25 protein-coding genes are annotated in these 24,895 nt (G+C 71.2%); 10 read left to right on the top strand and 15 right to left on the bottom strand.

The features are described from left to right. Positions 1 to 15 precede the first annotated feature (15 nt). The gene (locus OG858_RS30295; RefSeq protein WP_020113966.1) at positions 16 to 168 is read left to right on the top strand and encodes a hypothetical protein; all 153 of its coding nucleotides are present in this window, start codon (positions 16 to 18) and stop codon (positions 166 to 168) included. An 80-nt stretch (positions 169 to 248) separates the two neighbouring features. Here OG858_RS30295 and OG858_RS30290 read toward each other — a convergent pair whose 3' ends face one another. From OG858_RS30290 to OG858_RS30275, 4 genes are all read right to left on the bottom strand, one after another. Then, complete coding sequence (locus OG858_RS30290) at positions 249 to 854, bottom strand: MarC family protein (protein WP_037694967.1); 606 nt, start codon at positions 852 to 854, stop codon at positions 249 to 251. 150 nt (positions 855 to 1,004) lie between these two features. Next, positions 1,005 to 1,865, bottom strand: coding sequence for a PHP domain-containing protein (locus tag OG858_RS30285; protein ID WP_319066524.1), 861 nt, complete (start codon positions 1,863 to 1,865; stop codon positions 1,005 to 1,007). A 251-nt stretch (positions 1,866 to 2,116) separates the two neighbouring features. Continuing rightward, complete coding sequence (locus tag OG858_RS30280) at positions 2,117 to 2,758, bottom strand: DUF6758 family protein (protein ID WP_037694964.1); 642 nt, start codon at positions 2,756 to 2,758, stop codon at positions 2,117 to 2,119. A gap of 241 nt (positions 2,759 to 2,999) precedes the next feature. After that, entirely contained in the window at positions 3,000 to 3,584 is a 585-nt protein-coding gene (locus OG858_RS30275) for a suppressor of fused domain protein (protein ID WP_086753645.1), read from the bottom strand. A 576-nt stretch (positions 3,585 to 4,160) separates the two neighbouring features. On the opposite strand from OG858_RS30275, the gene OG858_RS30270 reads away from it, so the two are divergent. After that, positions 4,161 to 5,285, top strand: coding sequence for a magnesium and cobalt transport protein CorA (locus tag OG858_RS30270; protein ID WP_319066523.1), 1,125 nt, complete (start codon positions 4,161 to 4,163; stop codon positions 5,283 to 5,285). Between the two features lie 100 nt (positions 5,286 to 5,385). After that, complete coding sequence (locus OG858_RS30265; RefSeq protein WP_086751020.1) at positions 5,386 to 5,946, top strand: hypothetical protein; 561 nt, start codon at positions 5,386 to 5,388, stop codon at positions 5,944 to 5,946. Between the two features lie 374 nt (positions 5,947 to 6,320). On the opposite strand, the gene OG858_RS30260 is transcribed toward OG858_RS30265, so the two are convergent. Then, the gene (locus tag OG858_RS30260; protein ID WP_086751019.1) at positions 6,321 to 7,079 is read right to left on the bottom strand and encodes a hypothetical protein; all 759 of its coding nucleotides are present in this window, start codon (positions 7,077 to 7,079) and stop codon (positions 6,321 to 6,323) included. Between the two features lie 176 nt (positions 7,080 to 7,255). Here OG858_RS30260 and OG858_RS30255 point away from each other — a divergent pair, with 176 nt between their 5' ends. From OG858_RS30255 to OG858_RS30245, 3 genes are all read left to right on the top strand, one after another. After that, positions 7,256 to 8,557 (top strand): magnesium transporter MgtE N-terminal domain-containing protein, encoded by a 1,302-nt coding sequence (locus tag OG858_RS30255; RefSeq protein ID WP_319066522.1) that lies wholly within the window; start codon positions 7,256 to 7,258, stop codon positions 8,555 to 8,557. Positions 8,558 to 8,663: 106 nt separating this feature from the next. Beyond that, complete coding sequence (locus OG858_RS30250; RefSeq protein ID WP_319066603.1) at positions 8,664 to 9,242, top strand: DUF1003 domain-containing protein; 579 nt, start codon at positions 8,664 to 8,666, stop codon at positions 9,240 to 9,242. Between the two features lie 43 nt (positions 9,243 to 9,285). Next, positions 9,286 to 10,419 carry an Mrp/NBP35 family ATP-binding protein gene (locus OG858_RS30245; RefSeq protein WP_319066521.1) on the top strand — a complete coding sequence of 378 codons (1,134 nt, stop codon included), beginning with the start codon at positions 9,286 to 9,288 and terminating at the stop codon, positions 10,417 to 10,419. A gap of 154 nt (positions 10,420 to 10,573) precedes the next feature. Here the strand turns inward: OG858_RS30245 and OG858_RS30240 are convergent, their stop codons facing one another. The 5 genes from OG858_RS30240 to sigE form a co-directional block, all read right to left on the bottom strand. Then, positions 10,574 to 11,245: a hypothetical protein gene (locus tag OG858_RS30240; protein WP_319066520.1), complete on the bottom strand. Its 672-nt coding sequence runs from the start codon at positions 11,243 to 11,245 to the stop codon at positions 10,574 to 10,576. Positions 11,246 to 11,543: 298 nt separating this feature from the next. Beyond that, positions 11,544 to 12,020 (bottom strand): sec-independent translocase, encoded by a 477-nt coding sequence (locus OG858_RS30235; RefSeq protein WP_086748502.1) that lies wholly within the window; start codon positions 12,018 to 12,020, stop codon positions 11,544 to 11,546. A gap of 236 nt (positions 12,021 to 12,256) precedes the next feature. Continuing rightward, positions 12,257 to 13,813, bottom strand: a complete 1,557-nt coding sequence (locus OG858_RS48240) for a S1C family serine protease (RefSeq protein ID WP_408059498.1) — start codon at positions 13,811 to 13,813, stop codon at positions 12,257 to 12,259. A gap of 1,165 nt (positions 13,814 to 14,978) precedes the next feature. Then, positions 14,979 to 16,163: an anti-sigma factor family protein gene (locus OG858_RS30225; protein ID WP_328544244.1), complete on the bottom strand. Its 1,185-nt coding sequence runs from the start codon at positions 16,161 to 16,163 to the stop codon at positions 14,979 to 14,981. Further along, on the bottom strand, positions 16,160 to 16,861 hold the full coding sequence (sigE, locus tag OG858_RS30220; protein WP_046706113.1) for an RNA polymerase sigma factor SigE: 702 nt from the start codon (positions 16,859 to 16,861) through the stop codon (positions 16,160 to 16,162). Before sigE ends, OG858_RS30225 begins: the two co-directional genes overlap by 4 nt. Before the next feature lie 258 nt (positions 16,862 to 17,119). Here sigE and OG858_RS30215 point away from each other — a divergent pair, with 258 nt between their 5' ends. After that, entirely contained in the window at positions 17,120 to 17,821 is a 702-nt protein-coding gene (locus OG858_RS30215; protein ID WP_078935457.1) for an O-methyltransferase, read from the top strand. A 113-nt stretch (positions 17,822 to 17,934) separates the two neighbouring features. On the opposite strand, the gene OG858_RS30210 is transcribed toward OG858_RS30215, so the two are convergent. Further along, positions 17,935 to 18,102: a DUF3117 domain-containing protein gene (locus OG858_RS30210; RefSeq protein WP_003966491.1), complete on the bottom strand. Its 168-nt coding sequence runs from the start codon at positions 18,100 to 18,102 to the stop codon at positions 17,935 to 17,937. Positions 18,103 to 18,477: 375 nt separating this feature from the next. Here OG858_RS30210 and chcB point away from each other — a divergent pair, with 375 nt between their 5' ends. Then, positions 18,478 to 19,269, top strand: coding sequence for a 2-cyclohexenylcarbonyl CoA isomerase (gene chcB, locus OG858_RS30205; protein WP_319066518.1), 792 nt, complete (start codon positions 18,478 to 18,480; stop codon positions 19,267 to 19,269). 80 nt (positions 19,270 to 19,349) lie between these two features. On the opposite strand, the gene OG858_RS30200 is transcribed toward chcB, so the two are convergent. Next, positions 19,350 to 19,937: a DNA-3-methyladenine glycosylase I gene (locus tag OG858_RS30200; RefSeq protein ID WP_319066517.1), complete on the bottom strand. Its 588-nt coding sequence runs from the start codon at positions 19,935 to 19,937 to the stop codon at positions 19,350 to 19,352. Further along, complete coding sequence (locus OG858_RS30195; RefSeq protein ID WP_086750463.1) at positions 19,934 to 20,284, bottom strand: DivIVA domain-containing protein; 351 nt, start codon at positions 20,282 to 20,284, stop codon at positions 19,934 to 19,936. The genes OG858_RS30200 and OG858_RS30195 overlap by 4 nt, the downstream gene beginning before the upstream one ends. 119 nt (positions 20,285 to 20,403) lie before the next feature. Here OG858_RS30195 and folP point away from each other — a divergent pair, with 119 nt between their 5' ends. After that, positions 20,404 to 21,264: a dihydropteroate synthase gene (folP, locus tag OG858_RS30190; protein WP_086750462.1), complete on the top strand. Its 861-nt coding sequence runs from the start codon at positions 20,404 to 20,406 to the stop codon at positions 21,262 to 21,264. A 305-nt stretch (positions 21,265 to 21,569) separates the two neighbouring features. Here folP and OG858_RS30185 read toward each other — a convergent pair whose 3' ends face one another. After that, positions 21,570 to 22,328, bottom strand: a complete 759-nt coding sequence (locus OG858_RS30185) for an LOG family protein (protein WP_086753422.1) — start codon at positions 22,326 to 22,328, stop codon at positions 21,570 to 21,572. A gap of 132 nt (positions 22,329 to 22,460) precedes the next feature. After that, on the bottom strand, positions 22,461 to 23,540 hold the full coding sequence (gene dapE / locus OG858_RS30180) for a succinyl-diaminopimelate desuccinylase (RefSeq protein ID WP_328544245.1): 1,080 nt from the start codon (positions 23,538 to 23,540) through the stop codon (positions 22,461 to 22,463). 117 nt (positions 23,541 to 23,657) lie between these two features. Between dapE and OG858_RS30175 the strand changes: the two genes are divergently transcribed. After that, positions 23,658 to 24,680 carry a heavy metal transporter gene (locus tag OG858_RS30175; RefSeq protein WP_319262909.1) on the top strand — a complete coding sequence of 341 codons (1,023 nt, stop codon included), beginning with the start codon at positions 23,658 to 23,660 and terminating at the stop codon, positions 24,678 to 24,680. Positions 24,681 to 24,895 lie beyond the last annotated feature (215 nt).

Genomic DNA, 24,895 nt, shown 5'->3' with positions numbered 1-24,895 from the left:
CGAAGGGAGAAGCCCTTGCGCTTCGAAATCCTGCGACTCGACGATGTCAGCGGCACACCCGTGGACAGCACCGTCGTGGAAGCCGCCTCCGTCAACCGGATCGTGCAGCAGGCCGCCGCCATCGGGCAGCGCCTCTGGATCCGCCCGGCCGACGTGACCGCCTCGTAGCAGCGGATCCGTTCACACTTCAGAGCCCCGTACGGCATCGATGCCGTACGGGGCTTTGCAACACCTGGACCAGGCGTGGACTAGGCGGCCTGTACGACCTGGGTGACGCCGTTGATGATCTGCTGCACGGCGATCGCGGAGAGCATCATGCCCGCGAGCCGGGTCACCAGCACCACACCGCCGTCCTTGATGACCCGGATGATCAGCAGCGAGTACCGCATCGTCAGCCAGAGCACGACGTGGATCGCCAGGATGGCGACCCACACGGACACCTGACCGGCCACGCCGTCCGCCTTCTGCACAGCCAGGATCACCGACACGATCGCGCCGGGACCGGCCAGCAGCGGCATCCCCAGCGGGACGAGTGCGACGTTCACGTCCTTCGTCTGCGTCGGCTCGTCCGTCTTGCCGGTCAGCAGATCGAGCGCGATCAACAGAAGCAGCAGCCCGCCCGCGATCATCAGCGCCGGCACGGACACATGCAGATAGTCCAGGATCTGGTGTCCGAGCAGTCCGAAGATCGTGATCACACCCCCGGCCACGCAGACGGCCTGGAAGGCCATCCGCTTCTGCGTCCGAGCGGGCCGCCCGGCGGTGAGTCCGAGAAAGATCGGGGTGATCCCGGGGGGATCCATGATCACGAAGAGGGTGAGGAAGAGGGAACCGAAAACAGCAAGATCGAACACAGGGGTGCCTTGCGGGAGTGAAGAACGGAGGAAAGAGGGCAGCCCAGTGTGATGGCGATAACCACTGTGGGCAATCGTTCCGCAGGGCGGAACCTTGTGGGCGTGCCCGGCAGCAGCCGGGTGCCGTGCGACGCAGACGGACGGGACGAGCTAGCGCACTCCGCCTGCTCCCGGGACGGGGAACGCCCCGGTGGCCCGGCGGGTGATCTCCCCGTACACCTCGGGGTCGGTCGTGTACTCACCGAGCAGGCAGGTCTTGCGGCTGCCGTGGTAGTCCGAGGACCCGGTGGTGAGCAGCCCCAGCTCCTTCGCCAGGCCGCGCAGCCGTGCCCTGGTCGCCGTGTCGTGCTCCATGTGGTCGACCTCGATGCCGTCGAGCCCCGCGGCGACCAGCTCGGCGATGGCGGATTCCGGTAGGGTCCGGCCGCGCTTGACGGCGGCGGGGTGGGCGAGGACGGCGACGCCGCCGGCCCCCTTGATCAGCCGGAGCGCCTCGAAGGGGTCGGTCTCGTGCTTCTCGACGTGGGCGCGGCCGCCGTCGGCGAGCCACTGCTCGGTGAAGGCGTCGCTCACGGTCGGTACGACGCCGAGTTCGACGAGGGCGGTGGCCACGTGCGGGCGCCCCACGGAACCGCCGGCGGCGATCCCCGCGACCTGCTCCCAGGTCACCGGCACGCCCAGTGCGTTCAGCTTGGCGATCATCCCGCGAGCCCGCGGCACCCGGTCGTCGCGGACCAGCTCGCGCTCGGCGAGCAGCTCGGACTCCTCGGGGTCGAACAGGTAGGCCAGCATGTGCAGGCCGACCCCGTCGAGGCGGCACGACAGCTCGGCGCCGGTGACCAGCGTGAGCCCCTCCGGCAGCGCGGCGATCGCCTCGGCGTGCCCACGCGTCGTGTCGTGGTCGGTCAGCGCGACGACGTCCAGTCCGGCCGCCCCCGCCTTGCGCACCAGCTCCGCCGGGGTGTCCGTACCGTCGGAGGCCGTGGAGTGGCAGTGCAGATCGATACGCACGACTCGGACTCCAGGCGCAGACGAAACGGAAGCGGATGGTCAAGGATAGCGCCCTTCCGAACCACCCTTGTCACACCCAAAACCCATCAGCGCCCCCTACACGAGTCGCGCCTCATGACCCGGGGTGTCCGGTCGCGTCAGCGGCTGCCTGCCGATGGCAGGCTCGTCCGCCCGGCACCCCGCCCCCCGGAACTCACCGTCGGCCACCCGGGCGCCTCAGGGCTCACGGCCCAGGACTCAAGGCTCAAGGCTCAAGGCTCAAGGATCCGCGGCGAGAGCGCCCCGCACGGCAACAGCTCCACCTCCGCGCCCGCGTCCCGCAGGTCCGTCAGCACCAGTTCGTCGTACATCAGCAGCCCCGTCTGCTCGGGCCACACGATGGCCCACAGCCACAGCCCCAGCGCCTCCCCCGCGAAGACCGCACGGTCGTCCGGCGTACCGGTGACATGCCACAGCGGCGTCGGCCGGCCCGCGGCGAGCACCTTCGCCTGAGGCGGTTTCTCGACGCTCAGGTACGGCCCGGGGTCGGGACCGTCGATGCCCGCGTAGCGCGCACCGAGGCCGACGCCGAGCTCCTCGGCGATGAGGACGAGTTCTCCGACGCCCCCGAGCGGGCCGGGACCGGAACAGGCGACTGCCGTGGCCCGTCCGCCGCTGCGGTCGTCCCCGGCGAAGGCGGCACCCGTGAACAGCCAGCCCACGGGCAGCGGCCATGGCATCCAGACCGGCACCTTGGCACGGTGCACCACGACGCTGAGGGCCTCGACGCTGGGCGGGATCACGGGCTGCAGCGGGTGCACCGGCCCGTGCGCGGCGCACTGCCAGGAGTCGGCAAAGAGGCCGGGAGCCCTGACCCGGCCACCACACTTCGGGCAACTGGGTTCGCCCCTCATAGGGCCCAACGGTCCTCCCCGTACTTGCTCGCGTCAAGGACGATCACCCGTCCGGCGTGTGCGCGTCACATTCCGCGCACGGACGCCGGCCTGCGGACAGCGGGCGGCCCATCGGACCGACCAACGGAATCAACTACCCACACAGCCAAGGGAAGCGGCGATTTTCGGCCAGTCGTCGAGCGCGCTCCGGTCACGTGCGGCGTGCCGTCCGTCACACGGGGAAGTCATGCCGGGCGGCCGATCAGTCCAGAGGGACGGACCTGCGGGTCGGGTCGCGGAGGTCCGTCCCGTGGGTGAGCCAGCGCTCCTGGAGGGCCTGGGCGCCGTGCACCCGCTTCCAGGCGGCCTCGTTGGCGGTCATCGGCAGGAGGGGCAGGAACCGTACGGGGTCGGCGGGGGCGTCGAGTTCGAGGTCCTCGACCAGGCCGCCGGACTCGGCGACGAGGACGGAGGTGAAGGGGGCTCCCGGCCAGAGCGGGCCGCCCACGTCGAGGGAGGCGCCGGGGGCCACGATCACCCCCTCGACCTGCGGTGACGCGGCGAGCACGGCGAGCGGGCGGAGCACCTTGTCGGTGTCGGCGACGCCGTGCCGCACGGACAGGACCAGCTCGGCGCGAGGGCCCTTGACGGGGTCGGCGAGGACCGCCGCGGGGTCGGCCATCGGCTGGGCGGCCATACCGAGCGTGGCGTAACGGACCACGTCGCCGTCGGCGAAACGGAGCACCTCGATGCGGTCCGTGCCGAGGAAGGTGACCGCGGCGCGCGCGTCCGGTTCGCCCAGCGCGGTGCGCAAACGGGCCTCCACCAACGGAAGAACATCAGCCATGAGCCGAGCATAGAACTCGTCAGGAACCGGCAAACAGGCGCCTTGACACCACAGCCGACTGTTACTCTGGGCCGCCGGTCGGGACAGCATGCGGGCAGCACGCAGAGCGTCTTTCTCAAGCCCTCGCGTCCCGAACCGAAAAGACTGACTCCCCTACGGGGAACCCCGAACGGGGTATGGAACGTCCCTTACGAGGGACCGGCCGGAGGAGGTGGGGCTGCGATGGACCGAAGTCGATCGTGCAGTACGACCCGCTCTTCCGCCCACCGAGTTCCGTAGCTCTCGCCGTAGCCGTATCTCTGGCTCCGCCGGCTGTCACCTCTCATCGCGCCCTGCCGCTCGTCGGTCGTCGCGCATCGGAAGAGCACTTCTTTCCCGTCTTGATCTGAATCGCCGATCAGAAGTCACCGGCTCTCACCGGTCGGACGTCGCCTGATCTGAATCAAGCGAAGCTGTCACCGCGACGGTGCGGTGCTCCCCGCTTTGTGGACGTGCCAAACATCCGAAGTCAAAACGTCCCCATTCCGGGTAGTTCCAACCGTCGTCGGCGGCCTTTCGTTGCGAAGGAGCCTGCTCATGTCGATGATCCACAACCTGCGCGCCGCGGTCCGCCCGGCCCGGCCCTCGCGTCTGTCGCTGCGCAAGGACGGCGGCGTGTACGACGCCACGCGTCCGGCGGAGGCGGCGACGGCCGTCGTGGATTGTGCCGTCTACCGCGACGGGGCGCGTGTCGCCTTCGAGCGCAACCTGACCCCGCATGAGGCGATCCGTCAGGTGCGCCGCGACGGCGGCTTCGTCTGGATCGGCCTGCACGAGCCGTCCGAGGCCGAATTCTCCGGTATCGCCGCCGAGTTCGGGCTGCACCCGCTCGCCGTGGAGGACGCGGTGCACGCGCACCAGCGGCCGAAGCTGGAGCGCTACGACGACACCCTGTTCACCGTCTTCAAGACGATCCACTACGTCGAGCACGACGAACTCACCGCCACCAGCGAGGTCGTCGAGTCCGGCGAGGTCATGTGCTTCACCGGGCGGGACTTCTTCATCACCGTGCGGCACGGCGGACAGGGGTCACTGCGGGCACTGCGTCACCGGCTGCAGGACGACCCGGAGTTGCTCGGCAAGGGTCCCTCGGCCGTGCTCCACGCCATCGCCGACCACGTCGTCGACGGGTACGTGGCGGTCGCGGACGCCGTGCAGGACGACATCGACGAGGTGGAGACCGAGGTCTTCTCCCCCGGGCGCAAGGGCACACCCCGTGGCACCGACGCCGGCCGGATCTACCAACTCAAGCGCGAGGTCATGGAGTTCAAGCGTGCGGTGCTGCCGCTGGTGCGCCCCATGCAGCTGCTGAGCGAGCGGCCGATGCGGCTGATCGACCCGGACATCCAGAAGTACTTCCGTGATGTGGCCGACCACCTCGCCCGCGTCCAGGAGCAGGTCGTCGGCTTCGACGAGCTCCTCAACTCGATCCTCCAGGCGAATCTGGCGCAGGCCTCCGTGGCGCAGAACGAGGACATGCGCAAGATCACGTCGTGGGCGGCCATCATCGCCGTACCGACGATGGTGTGCGGCGTCTACGGCATGAACTTCAAGTACATGCCGGAGCTGCAGTGGAAGTTCGGCTACCCGGTGGTCCTCGGTGTCACGGTCGCGCTCTGCCTCGTCATCCACCGCACGCTGAAGCGCAACGGGTGGCTGTAGGCCGGCGGAGCGGGGAGCGGGGAGCGGGGAGCCGGGCAGCGGGGCGGCGGCCTTCGAGTGGGGCACGGTCGGTTCTAGGGGGCACGGTTAGGCTGCCTCCATGACCGCCGACCCGTTGACCGACGAAGCCCCGACCGCCGACGCGCTGCTCGATCAGGCCCTCGTCGAAGAGGCCACCAAGAAGTCCGGGCTCGTCTGGGTGCGTGGGCCGGGTGGGTCGTCGCGCGCGCTGTGGCACGTCTGGCACGAGGGCGCGGCGTGTGTGGTCGGTGACGGGGCCGGTGAGCAGCCGTTGCCGGGGTTGGTCGACGGGGGCTCGGCCGTGGTGACCGTCCGCAGCAAGGACAAGGGTGGGCGGCTGGTCGGCTGGGCCGCGAACGTCGTCGAACTGGTCCCCGGCTCCCCCGGGTGGGAGGCCGCCGTGGCCGAGCTCAAGGGCAAGCGGCTCAACGCCCCCGACGGCGAGGCGATGCCGGGCCGCTGGGCCCGTGAGTGCCGGGTGCTCCGCCTGGAGCCGACGGGGTCGATCCTGCCGCTGCCCGACGGCGACCTGGCCGAGGCCCCGCTCCCGACGCCCGCGACGACCCGTCAGCCGATTCCGGCCGGTGTCCCACGCCTGCTCTTCGGCCGCCGCAAGCGGAAGCAGCAGGGCCCAGCCTGATCAAGGCCGACTGTGTGTCGCCGGCCGGGAGTGGGCTGCTGGTTTACGGGCACGGCTTGCCCGGCACCACCGCCGCGGCTGATCGCCGCCGCGAAGGAAGGGGTGAGTCCAGGCGGAGTGCGGCGACGCAGGAGCCCGCTCGGCTGCCGCAGAAACGGGCAGCTGAACGGCGCGTCCGGTCGGGCGCGGGCTGTGCACCGGCGGAGCGACGCGGTCGGGTGACGCAGGCCGTGGACCGCCGCGGCAACGCGGGCGACCGACGCACGCCGTAGACCCCCGCACTGGATCTGCCCCGGCGTGGCACGGGACGGGGGTGGCGCTCGCCGTCTCTCGTGCGCCGGCGCCGCCGGGCTCCCGGCCCGTGCTGTTCCCCGCTACGACGTCGGCAGTTGCTGGCCGTAGTCGACGACCGACTTTTCGTCCGGTTCCTTGAGGGCGAAGTCCTTGCCCCAGTCGGTGAGGAGGATGGTGCCGGCGTCGCCGGCGCGGACGAGGCGGAGGGGGTAGGGAGTGCCCTCCAGGGAGACGTCGAGGGTGCCGCCGGAGCCCTTGTCGCCGGTGATGCGGATGGTGCGGGTGCCGGACTGCTCGTGGTGGCCGTCCGTGGACAGCGAGCCGTGCAGGGTGAGCAGGCTGTTGAGGAGGACGTCCTTGTCGGTGAAGCCGCTGAAGCGCTTGTAGGCGGGGTCTCCGGTCGGCACCTTCACGTACATGCCGTCCAGCTTGTCCGCCGCGGCCGTCTCCGACTCGTCGTGGTCCCCGCCGTTCTTCCCGGAGTCCTGGTGGTCCCAGAAGTCCTTGTCGGCCTTGAGGAAGAGGTGCTCGCCGACCTTCAGCAGCCGGAAGGTGGACCCCTCGGACGTCACCGAACCGGTGCCGCCGTCCTCCTTCAGGCGCATGTCCAGCTTGTAGGTCCTGCCATTGCTCACCACTGCCCCGGACAGTCGGACCGTGTCCGCAGCCGTGGCGGCCGCCTTGGTCTTGCTCTGGATCTTTGCGGGTTCCAGTTTGCCGACCCCGTTCGTGCCCTCGTCGGGATCCTCACTGCATCCGGTGAGCCCCAGCCCGCCGACCACGAGGGTGCAGACGGCGCTCACCAGTGCGGCCCTTCGGGTACGGGGAATCACAGTCACAGGCGATGCACCTCTTCGTGGGGAGTCCAGGCGTACCGCAGAGTACCGGGGCTCCCGGCACACCACGGAGCCAGTCCGTCCGCACCGCTCACCAGGGCATATCCGATCGGGACGGGCTAGCCTGAAGCCGTCCTCGGCGGACAATCCCCTCTCGACGGGAAGGAAAGGGGCGGCTCATGGCGGCGGTGGCGCCCCGGATCTTCGTCTCCCACCTCTCCGGCGTCGCCGTCTTCGACCCGAACGGCGACCAGGTGGGCCGCGTCCGCGACCTGGTGGCCATCCTGCGGGTGGGCCGGAAACCGCCGCGACTGCTCGGTCTGGTCGTCGAACTGTCCACCCGCCGCCGGATCTTCCTGCCCATGACCCGAATCACCGGCGTCGAGTCGGGCCAGGTCATCACCACCGGTGTCGTGAACGTGCGCCGGTTCGAGCAGCGCCCCACCGAGCGCCTCGTCATCGGGGAACTGCTGGACCGCCGGGTACAGCTCGTGGAGACGGGCGAGGAGGTGACGGTCCTCGACGTCTCGGTGCAGCAGCTGCCGGCCCGCCGGGACTGGGAGATCGACCGGGTGTTCGTCCGCAAGGGCAAGGGCGGGGCGTTCCGGCGGCACAAGGGCGAGACTCTGACCGTGGAGTGGTCGGCGGTCACCGGGTTCTCGCTGGAGGAGCACGGGCAGGGCGCCGAGAACCTCCTCGCGACCTTCGAGCAGCTCCGCCCGGCCGACCTCGCCAACGTGCTGCACCACCTCTCCCCCAAGCGCCGGGCGGAGGTGGCCGCCGCCCTAGACGACGACCGGCTCGCCGACGTCCTGGAGGAGCTGCCCGAGGACGACCAGATCGAGATCCTCGGCAAGCTCAAGGAGGAGCGGGCCGCCGACGTCCTGGAGGCCATGGACCCGGACGACGCCGCCGACCTCCTCGCCGAACTCCCGGAGGAGGAGCAGGAGCGGCTGCTGACGCTGATGCAGCCGGACGACGCGGCGGACGTACGGCGGCTCATGGCGTACGAGGAGAAGACGGCCGGCGGCCTGATGACCACCGAGCCGATCGTGCTGCGCCCGGACGCGACCGTCGCCGACGCGCTCGCCCGGGTCCGCAACGCCGACCTGTCCCCCGCGCTGGCCGCCCAGGTGTACGTGTGCCGGCCGCCGGACGAGACCCCGACCGGCAAGTACCTGGGCACGGTCCACTTCCAGCGGCTGCTGCGGGACCCTCCGTACACCCTCGTCAGCGCGATCCTCGACGACGGTCTCCAGCCGCTGGACCCGGAGGCCGCGCTGCGCGCCGTCGCCGGGTTCTTCGCGACGTACGACATGGTCGCGGCGCCCGTGGTCGACGAGAGCGGGTCGCTGCTCGGCGCGGTGACCGTGGACGACGTACTGGACCACATGCTGCCCGAGGACTGGCGGGAGACGGAGTTCCATCTGCACGAGGACGACGGCGTCGCCGAGGACGAGGGGGCGGCCGGTGGTTCCTGAACGGGACGGACGCGAGGGGCGGGAAGGGCGGCTGGGAGGGCGGCACGCGGGGCGTGAGCGGGCGCACTCCGGTGCGGGCGCACGCGAGCGCACATCGGCCCCCGGGGTGCCCCAGCGGGAGCGCACGCCCTCCGGGGCCAGCGCCCGCCCGCGTACGCGTCTCGACCTGCCGCTGCCGCGCAGGGCCAGGTTCCTGCCCGAGTGGGACCCGGAGGCCTTCGGACGGCTCTCGGAGCGGATCGCGCGGTTCCTGGGCACCGGCACGTTCCTCGTCTGGATGACCGTCGCCATCATCCTCTGGGTGGTCTGGAACGTCTCCGCCCCGCGTGACCTGCGCTTCGACAACTACCCCTTCATCTTCCTGACGCTGATGCTCTCGCTGCAGGCCTCGTACGCCGCCCCGCTGATCCTCCTGGCGCAGAACCGTCAGGACGACCGCGACCGGGTCAACCTCGAACAGGACCGCAAGCAGAACGAACGTTCGATCGCTGACACCGAGTACCTGACCAGGGAGATCGCCGCGCTGCGCATCGGCCTCGGTGAGGTCGCCACCCGCGACTGGCTGCGCTCCGAGCTCCAGGACCTGGTCAGGGAACTGCACGAGCACGACGGAGACGGGCCGCGCGGGACGCGGACCGTATTCCCGGCTGATCATCCGCGCGGACGTGACATGGGCGACCGCTGACGGGGCTCCCAGGGGCCCGGCGGGTCGCCGTACCATCGTCCCTATGGCTACGGAAGACGCGGTGCGTGAAGCACTGTCGACGGTGAACGACCCCGAGATCAACCGTCCCATCACCGAACTCGGGATGGTCAAGTCGGTGGAGATCGGTGCGGACGGAGCGGTCGCGGTCGCCGTGTACCTGACGGTCTCCGGCTGCCCCATGCGCGACACGATCACCCAGCGTGTGACCGAGGCGGTCTCGCGGGTCGAGGGCGTGACCCGCGTCGACGTCGAGCTCGACGTCATGAGCGACGAGCAGCGCAAGGAACTGGCGAGCGCGCTGCGCGGCGGCCAGACCGAGCGCGAGGTCCCGTTCGCGAAGCCGGGCTCGCTCACGCGCGTGTACGCCGTCGCCTCCGGAAAGGGCGGCGTCGGCAAGTCCTCGGTGACGGTGAACCTCGCGGCGGCGATGGCGGCCGACGGCCTCAAGGTGGGCGTGGTCGACGCGGACATCTACGGCCACTCCGTGCCCCGCATGCTGGGCGCCGACGGCAGTCCCACCCAGGTCGAGAACATGATCATGCCGCCGTCCGCGAACGGCGTGAAGGTCATCTCGATCGGCATGTTCACCCCGGGCAACACCCCGGTCGTCTGGCGCGGCCCGATGCTGCACCGGGCGTTGCAGCAGTTCCTCTCGGACGTCTACTGGGGCGACCTGGACGTCCTGCTCCTGGACCTCCCGCCGGGCACGGGCGACATCGCCATCTCGGTGGCCCAGCTGGTCCCGAACGCCGAGATCCTCGTCGTCACCACGCCCCAGCAGGCAGCGGCCGAGGTGGCCGAGCGCGCCGGTTCCATCGCCGTGCAGACCCACCAGAAGATCGTCGGCGTCGTCGAGAACATGGCGGGCCTGCCCTGCCCGCACTGCGACGAGATGGTCGACGTCTTCGGCACCGGCGGCGGCCAGTCCGTCGCCGACGGCCTCACCCGCACCACCGGCGCCACCGTCCCGGTCCTCGGCAGCATCCCGATCGACGTCCGCCTCCGCGAGGGCGGCGACGACGGCCGCCCGGTCGTCCTCTCCGACCCCGACTCCCCCGCCGGCGCGGCCCTGCGAGCCATCGCCGGCAAGCTGGGCGGCCGCCAGAGGGGCCTGTCGGGCATGAGCCTGGGAATCACCCCGCGGAACAAGTTCTAGGGCGTTCTAGGGCGGCAAAGCGGCTGAGGGCGCCTTGGCTGCCAAGGGGCGCGGGAAGACCGCGCGATCAGCCACGACGTGCCGGTGATCCCGAACCACCGAGCCCCTACGGCGACGAAGGGCACCGCAGCACAACGCGGCGGTGCCCTTCGAGCTATGCGTACGCCTCGATGTCCTTCATCACGGCGAAGCCGAGACCGTACGCGCTCATCCCTCTCCCGTAGGCCCCCACGTGGACCCCCTGCGAGGTCGACCCCGCAAGCACCCACCCGAACTCGGACTCGCGGTAGTGGAACGGCGTCGGCACCCCGTCCACCGGCAGGGACAGCGTCGACCAGTCGGACCCTGCCAGGTCGTCCGCCAGGACCCACGCCGTCTCGGTCTGCTGGTCCAGCCAGTCGTCCCGACGGGTGTGGTCCAACTGTCCCGGCCAGGTGAAGGACAGCAGCCCGACCCCGGCGAGCCACGCCGCCGAGGAGACCGACGTGGCCTCCAATACCCCCGTGCCGTCCGCGCTACGCCGCACGTCGTTCGCCGCGACGGTCACCACGACCGCGAACCGCTCCTTGGCCTCGTCGTCCGCTCCGGCGGTGTACTCGTTGCGCACCGAGGGCTCGTCACCGTGTCCGATCGAACCGTGCTCGACGGCTCCTTCCGCCGACGTACCGACCTGCATCAGCCAGCGCGGCCCCGTGAAGGCCTCGTCGAGGCCGTACCAAGGGAAGGGCGCCAGCAGGTAGCCATCGACCGTGCGGCGGGCGGAGGGGACCGGTTGTCCGCCCTCCGCGGCCGACGCCTGCGCGCCTACCCGACTCGTCGTCTCCATGTGCCCGGACGCCTCCTAGCTCTCGACGGACCGGAGCGGCCCGCCCCCCACGGGCGTCGTCGCTCGCTCTCTTACGGTCCGCACAACAACTGGGCAGCATAGCCACAGCTCTCCGAGCAGCAGGGAAAGCGCCCGGCGCGTAGGACGGCGTACGGGCGGGTTCAGGCCGTACGAGGGTGCGTGAGGGTATGAATCGCATCACGTCCGGGGGCGCGGCGCACACGGGCGTACGGCGTGGAAGGCCAGGCAGGAGGCGGTACGGGCCGCTGCGCCGGCGTTCGGCGGACGGGCCCGCGGCTCAGGTGGCGTCCATGTCGTACGGCGGACGCTCGGCCGGCTCGGCCTTCTTGGTCATGTCGATCGTTCCGCCGGACGAGCCCGACGCGGAACCGTCGGAGCCGGCGGCGATGGCGGCGACGGAAGAGGTGGACGAGGTGGACGAGGACTCCGACTCGCGGCCGTGGACAGCGTCCGTGAGGTCGGACATCTCCTTCTTCAGGTCGAAGCCGCTGCGGATCTCCTTCAGCCCCAGCTCGTCGTTGTCCAGCTGCTTGCGGAGGAACGTCTTGGGGTTGAGGTCCTCGAACTCGAAGTCCTTGAACTCCGGTCCGAGTTCGCTGCGGATGTCCGCCTTGGCGCTGTCCGAGAACTCGCGGATCTTGCGGATGGTCCGCGTGACGTCCTGGATCACCTTCGGGAGCTTGTCCGGACCGAAGACGAGCACGGCGAGGACGACGAGCGTCACCACCTCGAGCGCACCTATGTCATTGAACACCTGAAGCTCCTTGCGATGTCCTCGGTCCCGATCCGCGGGCCTCGGCAGGTCTTCCGTGGTCCGGGCCGGTTCCACGGTACCCGGCCATCCCTCCGATCCGGTACCGTCAGGCGGCTTCCGACCACACCCGGACGACGGGTTTTCCCAGCTGTTTGCCTGGCAGGAGGGGGTCCGGGACCCCCGCCTGTGAAGTTGCTGTCAGTACGCCCCGCCGTCGCGGCCGCCGATCCGTACGGTCAGTTGCCGCCGGACGAGCCGAGAGTGAGGGTGACCGTCCGCTCCCTGCCGTTCCGCAGGAGGGTGAGCTCCAGGCGGTCGCCGGGCCGGTGGGCGCGGACCTTGACGATCAGTTCGTCACCGGAGTGGACGAGCTGGCCGTCCACCTCGGTGATGACATCGCCCGAGCGGATGCCCGCCCGGTCGGCGGGGCCGCCGGCGGTCACCCCGGACGCGCCCTCGTCGCTCTTCTCACCGATGCGGGCGCCGTCCCCCGAGTAGTCCATGTCGAGGGTGACGCCGATCACCGGGTGGGTCGCCTTACCTGTGTTGATCAGCTCCTCGGCGACCCGCTTGCCCTGGTTGATGGGTATCGCGAAGCCGAGCCCGATCGACCCGGCCTGCCCGCCGTCCGACTCGGAGCCACTGCCGGCCGAGCGGATGGCACTGTTGATCCCGATCACCCGGCCCTTGCCGTCGAGAAGTGGGCCGCCGGAGTTGCCGGGGTTTATCGGCGCGTCCGTCTGCAACGCGTCCACGTAGGACACGTCGCTCACGTCACCGCTCTCGCCGCCGCCGGCCGTGATGGGCCGCTCCTTGGCGCTGATGATGCCGGAGGTGACGGTGTTGGCCAGGTCGAAGGGGGCGCCGATGGCGACGACCGGGTCACCGACCTGGACCTCTTCCGAGTTGCCCAGGGGCAGCGGCTTGAGTCCGCCGACGCCGGACACCTTGACGACGGCCAGGTCGTATCCGGTGTCCCGGCCGACGACGGTGGCCTTGGCACTCTCACCGCCGCTGAACGTCACGGATATGTCGCCGTCCGTTCCGGCGGGGTCGACGACGTGGTTGTTCGTGAGGATGTGGCCCCGCTCGTCGAGCACGAACCCGGTGCCGGTGCCCTGCGCGCTCGCCCCGCTCACATGCAGGGTCACGACACCGGGCAGCGCGCCGGCCGCGATCCCGGCGACGCTGTCGGGCGCCCGCCCCGTCACCCCGTCGCTCGCCTGCGGCAGCTCGACCGCCCCGACTCCGCCGTTCCGCTCCAGATACGCGCCCACGGCTCCGCCGATGCCACCGGCCACGACAGCGATCAGCAAGGCCCCGACCAACAGGACCCGCACCCTGCGCCGACGCCGCCGCGCCACGTCGCCCACGGCGGCGCCGTTCTGCTGCAGCGACCCCGACCCGGCCCACGGGTCGTAGTTCTGCCACGGCCCCTGCGGCGCCTGTGGGGCACCTTGGAGCGGCCGGGCGGGGTCGGCGTAGGCGGGTGGCGCGGGCTGGGACCCGCCGGGGGCGCCGGGGGGCGGCGTCGGGGCTTGCCGGGCCCCACCCGCGTAGGCAGGCGGCACGGGCTGAGACCCACCCACGTGGTGAGGCGGCACGGGCTGAGACCCACCCGCGTAGGCAGGCGGCACGGCATGCGCCGAGTCACCGAAAGGCGGCGGTCCCGGCTGGGAGGGATACGCGTAGGAGGCCCCGGGGGGCTGGGACGCCTCGGGGTACGGCGCTGCGGCGGGTCGGGGCCCCTCCGGGGAGGGCTCGACCACAGCCTGGGGCGCCTCCGCGTACAAGGCCGTCGCGGGCTGGGCCGCACCCGGATACGAAGCCGCCGTCGGCCCGGATGCGTCCGCACGCGGGGGTGCCGCCGACTGGGCCGTCTCCGGATACGAAGCCGAGCTGGGCCGGTGTGCGTCCGGGTACGGGGTCGCCGTCGCGGGCCGGGGTGTGGTCGGAGGTACGACGGCGTCATGGGCCGGGGGCACCGGAGCGGGCGGGGGTGCCGCCGAGGTCGCTTCGATGTGCGTCGGGGCAGCCGCCAAGGTCGCCCCGGCGTGTGTCGGGGCAGCCACGGAGGTCGCTTCGGCGTTCGTCCGGGCAGCCGCCGGGGCCGGCGCTCCATGTGTCGGCGTCCCCACCGCCGTGGCCGCGCCGTGCGCGGCAGGCGTCGCCGGGTGCTGGACCGCCGGAGCGGGCGCCCAGGGGCCGGGCTCGCCGTACGGCGGGGTGCTGTAGGGATCCGGGTCGTGCAGCGGCTTGGGGCGCTCGGAGGGCGCTCCAGGAGCCCGCAGGGCGCCTTGCTCGTCCGGCGGCCGGGCACCGGCGACAGAGGTGGCGGCCACGGCGGTGACTGCGACGTCGGCGGAACGGGGCATGCCGTTCTCGCCCGACGGACCCGCCTCGGCCGGAGCATCGCTTCCCGCACCCGTCGAAGCAGGCAGCTTCAGCTTGAAGTCGCCGTCCGTGTCGGGGGTCGACGTGAAGCCGGACCGAAGCGGGGCTTCGGCGGCCGGGCGGGCCAGTTCGAAGTCGGAGTCGGAGCCGCTCTCGGTGTCGAACCCGCAGGGGGCCGACACCGCTGCCGGGCGTTCCAACTCGAAGTCGCCCTCGGGGTCTCCGTCGCGCACCGTGTCCGCGAGCCCGGTGGTCCTCGTGGATCCGGCAGATCCGGGGGACCCGGCGGATTCCGTGGACCCGGCAGTCTCCGTCGGTTCGTCGGCCCCGGCCCCGATGTGGTCCCCCGTCGTTCCGTCCCCCGCGCCGTGCGCTCGGGGTCGGCTCCACCATTTCGCCTTCGTGGGCTTCCCCTCGTTCATGTTCTCCCCACACCTGGGGCCCGTCCCAAGGACAGGCCCGCCGCCCACCGTTCGCCGAGTGCCGCGGGCCGGAACCGGCTCGCGCGGACACGGCCCACTCCGGATTCAACCAGGTTCGCGGGCCGGCGCGCAGAACTCGGGGTCAGCGGAGGACGGGCGAGGTGGGTGTGGGAGACGAGGTGGTGTCGGGAGCCGTCAGCAGGCCCGGTCCCGCGAGTTCGGGTGCCGGGGACAAGTCGGTCCGCTGTAGCGAGGGTGCGACGCTCAGCGGACGTATGAGCGGGGACATGGCGGCCGCGCCGGCCAACACGGGCACGGTCAGCGGGTGCACGGACTGAAGGTCCTGACCGGCCGGAGCGGGGACTCCGGGCAGCAGGGGCGCGGAGATCTCCGTCGGAGCGACGGGCACCTCGCCCAGGGACTGCTGGCCCTGTCCGAGCAGCGGCCCGAGGGTTCCCCGGCGACGCTGCGACTCGGGAGCCGGAGCCGTACCCGCGGCCTGCGTCCGCAGCGGTGTGACATTGCTGCCGGAGCCGGAAGCGCCCCGGGCGTCCGCCGTCTCGACGGGCACCCCGTTGGTCACGCCGCCGAGGGCGATCGCTGCCAGCGACACCGCGCCTGCCGCCACGAAGGCGAACCGCATGCCGCGCGAGGCAGACCGCTCGGCCTCCTGCCGGCTCACGGCATGGATTCGAAAGCCCCGGTCGCCCGTGCCTCCGGTGCCGTCGGCGGCTCTTTCCGTCGGGTCCGCACGGCCGTCCGCGTCCTCGGAGAGATCGCGTCCGCCGCCCAGGAAGCCACGTTCGTCCAGCGCCCCGCGGTCGCCGAGGAAGCCTCGCCCGCCCAGGAAGCCGCGGTCAGCGAGGAACCCACGGCCGCCGAGCAGTCCACGGCCCTCCGACGGCGTCAGCGCGCCGCCGTGTGGTCCCGACGGAACGTATCCGAAGGAGTCGCCGCCCGGTCCGAAGACGCCGAAGTCGGCGAAGTCCCGGGAGTCGGAAAGGTCGACGGGCAGGCCCGGCCTACCGGCCGTACTCCCCAGTCTTCCTCCGAAGCCACCGGACAGCGGCGAGCCACTGTCGCTGTCGCCGCCCGCCGGGAGCATCTGGAGTCGGGCCAGGAAGCTCTCGGAGGGAGGCGGCGGGGCGGCCTCCGCGAAGACGTTCTTCAGGCGGCGCTGCTCGTCCGCCTCCGTCTTGCACTTCGCGCAGGTGGCGAGATGTGCCAGGACGCGGTCACGCGCCTCATGACCGAGCTCTCCGTCGACCAGGGCGGAGAGACGGTCTCCCAGGTGCTGCTCGGCAGGTGTCGGACGGGTTCCACTCACGCGGTCGCGCCCCCTCCTCCCAGCACGGGCACCCGCGGCACCGTGAACCCGCGGCGCTGCTCGGCCCGGGCCTCCGGGGAGCGGTGCGCCAGGGCCTTGCGGAGCTGGGAGCGGCCACGGTGGATCCGGGAGCGGACTGTGCCGAGCTTGACGCCCAGGGTCGCGGCGATCTCCTCGTACGACAGGCCCTCGATGTCGCAGAGGACGACGGCGGCGCGGAACTCGGGCGCCAGGGTGTCGAGGGCCTGCTGGACGTCGGCGTCGAAGTGCGCGTCGTTGAAGATCTGCTGCGGGGTGGGCTCGCGGCTGGGCAGTCGCTCGGCCGCGTCGTCCCCGAGGGCGTCGAAGCGGATGCGCTGCTTGCGCCGGACCATGTCCAGGAAGAGGTTGGTGGTGATGCGGTGCAGCCAGCCCTCGAAGGTGCCGGGCGTGTACGTCGACAGCGAGCGGAAGACGCGGACGAAGACTTCCTGGGTGAGGTCCTCGGCGTCGTGCTGATTGCCGGTCAGACGGTAGGCGAGCCGGTAGACGCGGCCGCTGTGGGTGCTGACGATCTCCTCCCAGGTGGGCGGAGTCCACGCCTGCGCGTGCGCGTCCGTGGTGAAGGTCGCGGTCTGTGCGACGGCGGCGTGGCTGTGGTCAGCGGTGTCGTTCACGGATTTCGGCTTGCCCGCCGATCCGAGAAAGCGCCGTAGCACTCCTCCCCGATCCACAGGCGCGGCCGCACCTCCCCTGTCGGCTCTGGTGGTGTCCAGTGGAGCCCCTACCATAGCCACCTCGCCCGTTAGCTCCGGATAAGCGGTTTTATAAGAAATTGATGTGCGCCGATGTGGCTCATATGGCTGATGCGGCTCATATGGCGCTGTCAGCACCTGCACCGAAGCCCGCGCCTGCTCCTCGGACCGATCCACCCCGTGCCCCCCGTCACTCACTCATCCCTTTAAACGACCGGTCCCATCAGGAGGTTCCCGACGGCAACGGATACAGTCACGCCCAGGCAACCACGGGGACATAAGGAGAGGGTCATTACCGGCAACCGGCTGACGAGCTGGGCGTTCGCCGACGCCTTTGTCGCCGAGGACGAGGCGCTGCGCTGGGCCCGCGACCGGGCCCGGGAGTCAGGCCTGCGCTCGGTGTCGCCCGGTACGGGCGCCGCGCTGCGGGTGCTCGCCGCCACCGTGGACGCGAAGGCGGTGGCGGAGATCGGGACCGGGACCGGCGTCTCCGGGATCCATCTGCTGCACGGTATGCGGCCTGACGGGGTGCTGACCACCGTGGATCCGGAGCCGGACCACCAGCAGTTCGCCCGGCAGGCGTTCCGCGCGGCCGGCTTCGCCAGCAACCGCGCGCGCTTCATCCCGGGCCACGCCCTGGAGGTGCTGCCGCGGCTGGCGGACTCCGGGTACGACCTGGTCTTCTGCGACGGCGACCGGCTGGAGTGCCTCGACTACCTCGCTGAATCGTTGCGTCTGCTCAGACCCGGCGGCCTCGTCGCGTTCGAGGGCGTCTTCGCCAGCGGCCGCACGGTGGATTCGAACCCCCAGCCGACCGAGGTCATACGCCTGCGGGAGCTGCTGCGCACGGTCCGCGAGAGCTCCGAGCTCGTGCCGTCCCTGCTCCCGGTCGGCGACGGCCTGCTGTGCGCGGTCAAGCGCTGAACGACCTTTCCGGAGCCGGACCGGCCCCGGCACACCCCCGGTACAACAGCGCCCCGGCACCACCGAGTGCGGCGGTGCCGGGGCAACTGAAAAGGGTATGGTCGCTACGCGCGTCAGCCGACGACCTTCTTGAGGGCATCGCCGAGGGCGTCGGCCTCGTCAGGGGTCAGCTCCACGACGAGCCGTCCGCCGCCTTCGAGCGGAACTCGCATGACGATGCCCCGCCCCTCCTTGGTCACCTCGAGCGGGCCATCGCCCGTCCGCGGCTTCATGGCCGCCATGCTCGTACCCCTTCCTGAAACCAGCTCATCGCCTAAGCCGACGGCCCTGGAGGGCAGGCGCGGGCCCACCTGGGGACACGCGACACCGGCATCGAACACATTGCTTCCAGGCCATTATCCCGCATCTCATGACCCGATGACCAACATCGGTCGGCATCGCTTGGGCAACGCGCGCGAGCAAAACCACCCAATTCGGCGGTGTGACTGCGATACTGCGCCACCACTCGGTCCCCGGTCGACGCTCGGCCATTGGTGATTCTTTGACGCAGGTCACACCTCCGGCCCCCGTTGTCACCCGTGATCTCCGCCATGCTGTGCTGTGACGAGGGCGTACTGACCAGTACGTCGTCAGCCGCGAACCGGAGGGGAACCGCCATGGCCGACACCGTGCTCTACGAGGTGCACGACGGACTCGCGACGATCACGCTGAACCGCCCCGCGGCGATGAACGCGCTGAACATCGCTACCAAGGTGGCCCTGCGCGAGGCCGTGGAGGCCGCTGCCGGGGACGACGCCGTACGGGCGGTGCTGCTGACCGCGGCCGGGGACCGGGCGTTCTGTGTGGGCCAGGACCTGAAGGAGCACATCGGGCTGCTGGTCGAGGACTCGGGACAGGTCATGAGCACGGTCAGGGAGCACTACAACCCCGTGGTGAAGGCGCTCACGGGTATGGCCAAGCCCGTGGTGGCCGGAGTGAACGGTGTGGCGGCAGGCGCCGGCCTGGGGTTCGCGCTCGCGGCGGACTACCGGGTGGTCGCCGACACGGCCTCCTTCAACACCTCCTTCGCCGGGGTCGCGCTCACGGCCGACTCCGGGGTCTCCTGGACCCTGCCGCGTGTGATCGGTCCCGGTCGCGCGGCCGACCTGCTGCTTTTCCCGCGCAGCATCACGGCCCAGGAGGCGTACGAGCTGGGAATCGCGAACCGGGTCGTGCCGGCGGCCTCTGTGCACACCGCCGCCGAGCAGGTGGCGCGGATGCTGGCCGAAGGGCCGACGGTGGCATACGCGGCGATCAAGGAGGCGGTCGCCTACGGGTTCTCCCACTCGCTGGCCGAGACTCTGGAGAAAGAGGACGAACTGCAGACTCGGGCGGGGGCTTCGGAGGACCACCGGATCGCTGTGCGGGCGTTCGTGAACAAGGAGACGCCGCAGTACCTGGGGCGGTGACCGTCCCCGGGGAACTGCGGATCCGACGCGGTTGATCATGCCCAGGCGCCGGAGCCGCACCTGACACTGCCCCACACCCGTTAGGGGGCGCTCCTGGCGACGCAGGTCTCCAAGTGGTCGTTCACCAAGCCGCAGGCCTGCATCAGCGCGTACGCCGTCGTCGGGCCGACGAAGCGGATGCCTCGCTTCTTGAGGGCCTTGGAGAGGGTCGTGGACTCGGGGGTGACCGCCGGAACGTCCGCGAGGGTCCTCGGCACCGGGCGGGGCGCCGGGTCCGGGGCGTGGGACCAGATCAGCTCGTCCAGCTCGCCCGGGGCCCAGGCGGTCAGCTCCCGCGCGTTGGCGATCGTCGCCTCGATCTTCGCCCGGTTGCGGATGATGCCGGGGTCGGCGAGGAGGCGCTCCTGGTCGGCCTCCGTGAACGTGGCGACCGAGGCGATCTTGAAGTCGGCGAAGGCGGAGCGGAAGCCCTCACGGCGGCGCAGGATGGTGATCCAGGAGAGGCCGGACTGGAAGGCCTCCAGGCAGAGGCGCTCGTACAGGGCGTCGTCGCCGTGGACCGGGCGGCCCCACTCCTCGTCGTGGTACGCGACGTACTCCTCGGTGGACAGGGCCCAGGGGCAGCGCAGGGCTCCGTCGGGGCCGGCCAGGGCGGTGCCGTCGCTCACTGGTGGTCGCCCTCCTCGGGCTTGCGCAGCGAGGTCACGGTCGCCGAGCGGGCGCCCGCGAGCGCGGACTCCAGGTCGGCGATGCGGGCGTCCCGCTCGGCGATCTCGGCGCTGAGGCGGCCGAGGGCGTCGTCCACGTCCGCCATGCGATAGCCGCGGACGGCGACCGGGAAGCGGAGCGCCTCGACGTCCGCGCGGTTGACCGGGCGGTCCGCCGGAAGCGGGTCCTGGAGCCGCTCGCCCTCGGCCTCCGGCAGCACCGCGTTGTCGCCGCCGCCCACGACGGCGAGCGTCACCGCGGCGACCACGACGGCGAGCGCGACGACCAGGAACAAGAACATGAACATCGCTGGGTCCCCTCGAGTGTGTTCGGCTCCGATCGTGCCATGCGAGTCTGACAGTTAAGGTCGCAGGCGGTTGAGCAAGGCCGTCGATCGGCGGGACGTACTGGGAGAGGTCACAGCGGATGCTCAGGCTGGGCAAGCGGGAATTCGGCCCGCACGAGCCGGTGATCATGGCGATCGTCAACCGGACCCCGGACTCGTTCTACGACCAGGGGGCCACCTTCCACGACGAGCCGGCGCTCGCACGCGTGGAACGGGCGGTCGCCGAGGGCGCGGCCATCATCGACATCGGCGGGGTGAAGGCCGGGCCCGGGGAGGAAGTGACCGCGGCGGAGGAGGCGCGGCGGACCGTGGGGTTCGTCGCGGAGGTGCGGCGGCGGTTCCCCGAGGTGGTCATCAGCGTCGACACCTGGCGGCACGAGGTCGGTGAGGCCGTGTGCGAGGCCGGGGCGGATCTCCTCAACGACGCGTGGGGCGGGGTCGATCCCCGGCTCGCGGAGGTCGCGGGGAGGTACGGGGTGGGGCTGGTGTGCACGCACGCGGGTGGGGCGGAGCCTCGTACGCGGCCGCATCGGGTCGAGTACGACGACGTGATGGCCGACATTCTCCGGGTGACCGTGGGGCTGGCCGAGCGGGCGGTGTCGCTGGGGGTGCCCCGGGAGTCCGTGCTGATCGATCCGGGGCACGACTTCGGGAAGAACACGCGGCACAGCCTGGAGGCGACTCGGCGGCTGGGGGAGATGGTCGCGACGGGGTGGCCGGTGTTGGTGTCGTTGTCCAACAAGGACTTCGTGGGCGAGACGCTGGACAAACCGGTGAAGGAGCGGGTGCTCGGGACGCTGGCGACGACCGCGGTGTCGGCCTGGCTGGGGGCTCAGGTGTACCGGGTGCACGAGGTCGCGGAGACCCGTCAGGTGCTGGACATGGTGGGGGCCATCGCGGGGTACCGGGCGCCGGCCGTGGCCCGGCGGGGGCTCGCCTAGGCCGTTTCTGGCGGCTCTTGAAGCCGTTCGTGAGCGGTTACGGACGCGTCCGGTGAGGTGGCCGGCGCCTCACGAGTCACCTCGCGCGGCGCCGATCGGCCGGATGATCTCCGACCAAGAGTCAGCAGAAGCGTCCTGGGGCTTCTTCTCGCCCCCGCGGCCCCTGCGCGTCCCGTCCTCAAGGGGCTGCGCCCCTTTGCCCCCGCCCACCGACTCGGGCCGTCGGGCGCCTGGGCGGGTGCGGGTTCGTCGGGGTTGATCGCGCAGTTCCCCGCGCCCCTTTCGGGGCGCGGGACAACCACCGTCTAGCGGCCCGCCTCCTTCGAGACCAGGGCCACCGCCTCGTCCACGTCGTCCGTCACGTGGAAGAGGGTCAGGTCCTTTGCCGACGCCTTGCCCTGGGCGATCAGAGTGTTGCTGAGCCAGTCGATCAGGCCGCCCCAGTAGGACTCGCCGAAGAGGACGATGGGGAAGCGGGTGACCTTCTGGGTCTGGACGAGGGTGAGGGCCTCGAAGAGTTCGTCGAGGGTGCCGAGGCCGCCGGGGAGGACCACGAAGCCCTGGGCGTACTTGACGAACATCATCTTCCGGACGAAGAAGTAGCGGAAGTTGAGGCCGATGTCGACATAGGGGTTGAGACCCTGTTCGAAGGGCAGCTCGATGCCGAGGCCGACGGACATGCCGCCCGCTTCGAGGGCGCCCTTGTTGGCCGCCTCCATCGCGCCCGGACCGCCGCCGGTGATGACGGCGAAGCCGGCGTCCACCAGGCCCCGGCCGAGCCGCACGCCCGCCTCGTACTCCGGTGAGTCGGCCGGCGTGCGGGCGGAGCCGAACACGCTGATCGCGGGCGGGAGTTCGGCGAGCGTGCCGAAGCCCTCGATGAACTCCGACTGGATACGCAGGACGCGCCACGGGTCCGTGTGGACCCAGTCCGAGGGACCACCCGCGTCCAGCAGCCGCTGATCCGTCGTGCTCGCCTGGACCTGATCGCGTCTGCGCAGCACCGGCCCGAGCCGCTGCTCCTTCGGTGGCTGCTTCCCGCCCTCGGGGTTCCCGGTCGCCATGTCCGCTCCCTCCGCCGTGCTGGTGGTTCACGTCAGCGTAGATCCATACGGGTTACGGACGGGGGACGTGAGCGTGTCCGCCGCGATCCGTCACCTCGTACAGGTGGTTGGACCCGTGGTTGTACCCCTGGATCACGCCGTCAGCCAGGACCTCAGGCGTTCCTCGCCCGCCAGGATCTTCGCCGGGTCCACCCGTTCGTCGCGGCGGTGTGCCAAGTGCGGGTTGCCGGGGCCGTAGTTGACGGCCGGGATGCCGAGGGCGCTGAATCGGGAGACGTCCGTCCAGCCGTACTTGGGCTGGGCGGTGCCGCCGACCGCCTCGATGAAGGCCACGGCCGCCGGGTGGGACAGACCGGGCAGCGCGCCGGGGCTGTGGTCGTCGACGACGAACTCCTCGACCCCGCAGTCGGCGAAGACCTCGCGGACGTGGGCGATGGCCTCCTCCTCGGTGCGGTCGGGGGCGTAGCGGAAGTTGACCGTCACCACGCACGCGTCGGGGATGACGTTGCCGGCGACGCCGCCGGAGATGCCGACCGCGTTGAGGCCCTCGCGGTACTCCAGGCCGTCGATGACCGGGTACCGCGGCTCGTAGGACGCCAGCCTCGCCAGGATCGGGGCCGCCGTGTGGATGGCGTTGGAGCCCATCCAGCCGCGGGCGGAGTGTGCGCGCTCGCCCGTGGTCGTCAGCAGGACCCGCAGGGTGCCCTGGCAGCCGCCCTCGACCTCGCCGTTCGTGGGCTCCAGGAGGACAGCGAAATCGCCCTCCAGCCATTCGGGGTGGGCCTCGGAGACGTGCTTGAGGCCGTTCAGGTCCGCGGCGACCTCTTCGTTGTCGTAGAAGACGAAGGTCAGGTCGCGGTTGGGGGCCGGGACCGTGGCCGCGATGCGCAGCTGGACCGCGACGCCGGACTTCATGTCGCAGGTGCCGCAGCCCCACAGGACGCCGTCGTCGTCGAGGCGGGAGGGCACGTTGTCGGCGATGGGGACCGTGTCGATGTGGCCGGCCAGGATCACGCGCTCCGCCCGGCCCAGGTTCGTGCGGGCGACGATGTTGTTGCCGTACCGGTCGACCGTGAGGTGCGGCAGGGCACGCAGGGCGGTCTCGATCGCGTCCGCGAGCGGCTTCTCGGTACCGCTCTCGGAGGGGAAGTCGACGAGCTGCGCGGTGAGCAGCGCGGCGTCCAGCGTGAGGTCAATGGGGGTCTCGGCCATGTCCCCGACCCTAACGCGCCGCCGGGCGGAGCTGTCCTTCGAGTGGATCGGGTCACTCCTGCCCCACTGTTCACAACTCCTGCACGAGGGCCATTACTCTCCAGTACCTTGGACCGCGTGTCCGAGCTCTACCCCTTCCCCCCAGATCCCCGTCCCCGCCGTCGCGGCCGTCGTGTGCTGCAGTTCCTGGCGGCTTTCGTCGTGCTCGCCGCGATCGGGGCGTATCTCACCGTGCAGTATCTGACCGGGGGGAACGGCACACCACGATGCGTGGTCGTGTCCGGGGCGGACGACGGGGCGTCGTACGAGTTCACGCCGGAGCAGGCGGCGAACGCGGCGACGATCTCGGCGGTCGGCACCTCGCGCGAGCTGCCCGAGCGGGCCGTGACGATAGCGCTGGCGACCGCGCTCCAGGAGTCGGGCCTGCGCAACATCGCGCACGGCGACCGGGACTCCCTCGGGCTCTTCCAGCAGCGGCCGTCGCAGGGCTGGGGCACCGAGCAGCAGATCCAGGACCCGGTGTACGCGGCGGGCGAGTTCTACGAGCACCTCGCCAAGGTCGACGACTACGAGCAGCTCCCGCTGACGGTCGCCGCCCAGCGGGTGCAGCGCAGCGGCTACCCGGAGGCGTACGCCAAGCACGAGCCCGACGCCACGCTGCTCGCCGCCGCGCTGACCGGGCGGTCGGCGGCCACGCTGACCTGCGAGGGGCGCCGGGAGGCGACCGGCACCGGCGCCGGCAGCAGCACCGCCTATGCGGGCGGCCCGGACGCCGTGCGCAGTGCGCTCGCGCGGGACTTCGGGGACGACGCCTTCGAGGCGGCCGGGGCGGTGGTGGGCTCCGAGGGCGGCGCCTCCGCCCAGGCGAGCCCGTCACCGAGTCCGAGTGGCTCCCCCGTCGCCGGGACCGTGACCATCCCCCTCACGGACGCCGGGGACGCCGGACAGATCCGGCAGCGCGGCTGGGAGCTGGCGCACTGGGCCGTGGCCAACTCCTCCCGCCTGGGCGTCGAGCGCGTCACGTACGCGGGCCGGGAGTGGGTCGCCGAGGGCCGGGCCGGTGCGTGGCGCAAGGCCGAGGGCACGGCGGGCGACTCGGCGGGTTCCGCCACCGAGGTCCGAATCGTCACTGGACAGTAGGCCGCGAGCCTCACCCGTGCGGGGTATGTGCGGTGCGCCGCGTGGACGACGTGCGCAGGTTTTCGGCTGGTCACCCCCGCATCGCGGAATTCCTTGGGGCCAAAGGGCCGTAAGGATTCAGCACACTGTCGGACCGGATGACGTTTGTCCGACTGAATCCGCATTTGATAATGCGACGCATTGCAAACTCTTTACGTCGGGTCGCCGCAACCTTC

This window comes from Streptomyces europaeiscabiei, from assembly GCF_036346855.1.
GTDB classification, from domain to species: domain Bacteria; phylum Actinomycetota; class Actinomycetes; order Streptomycetales; family Streptomycetaceae; genus Streptomyces; species Streptomyces europaeiscabiei.
Note: the sequence above shows the minus strand (reverse complement) of the source record. Positions and strands in the feature narration are given on the sequence as shown.

Excerpts from the sequence above, each read along its gene's own strand:
- OG858_RS30275 (WP_086753645.1), bottom strand. The coding sequence starts at position 3,584 with ATGGCTGATGTTCTTCCGTTGGTGGAGGCCCGTTTGCGCACCGCGCTG.
- OG858_RS30210 (WP_003966491.1), bottom strand. The coding sequence starts at position 18,102 with ATGGCGGCCATGAAGCCGCGGACGGGCGATGGCCCGCTCGAGGTGACC.
- OG858_RS30240 (WP_319066520.1), bottom strand. The coding sequence starts at position 11,245 with ATGGAGACGACGAGTCGGGTAGGCGCGCAGGCGTCGGCCGCGGAGGGC.
- OG858_RS30255 (WP_319066522.1), top strand. The coding sequence starts at position 7,256 with ATGGCGGCGGTGGCGCCCCGGATCTTCGTCTCCCACCTCTCCGGCGTC.
- OG858_RS30265 (WP_086751020.1), top strand. The coding sequence starts at position 5,386 with ATGACCGCCGACCCGTTGACCGACGAAGCCCCGACCGCCGACGCGCTG.
- OG858_RS30270 (WP_319066523.1), top strand. The coding sequence starts at position 4,161 with ATGTCGATGATCCACAACCTGCGCGCCGCGGTCCGCCCGGCCCGGCCC.
- folP (WP_086750462.1), top strand. The coding sequence starts at position 20,404 with ATGCTCAGGCTGGGCAAGCGGGAATTCGGCCCGCACGAGCCGGTGATC.
- OG858_RS30245 (WP_319066521.1), top strand. The coding sequence starts at position 9,286 with ATGGCTACGGAAGACGCGGTGCGTGAAGCACTGTCGACGGTGAACGAC.
- chcB (WP_319066518.1), top strand. The coding sequence starts at position 18,478 with ATGGCCGACACCGTGCTCTACGAGGTGCACGACGGACTCGCGACGATC.
- OG858_RS30280 (WP_037694964.1), bottom strand. The coding sequence starts at position 2,758 with ATGAGGGGCGAACCCAGTTGCCCGAAGTGTGGTGGCCGGGTCAGGGCT.
- OG858_RS30195 (WP_086750463.1), bottom strand. The coding sequence starts at position 20,284 with ATGTTCATGTTCTTGTTCCTGGTCGTCGCGCTCGCCGTCGTGGTCGCC.
- OG858_RS30185 (WP_086753422.1), bottom strand. The coding sequence starts at position 22,328 with ATGGCGACCGGGAACCCCGAGGGCGGGAAGCAGCCACCGAAGGAGCAG.
- dapE (WP_328544245.1), bottom strand. The coding sequence starts at position 23,540 with ATGGCCGAGACCCCCATTGACCTCACGCTGGACGCCGCGCTGCTCACC.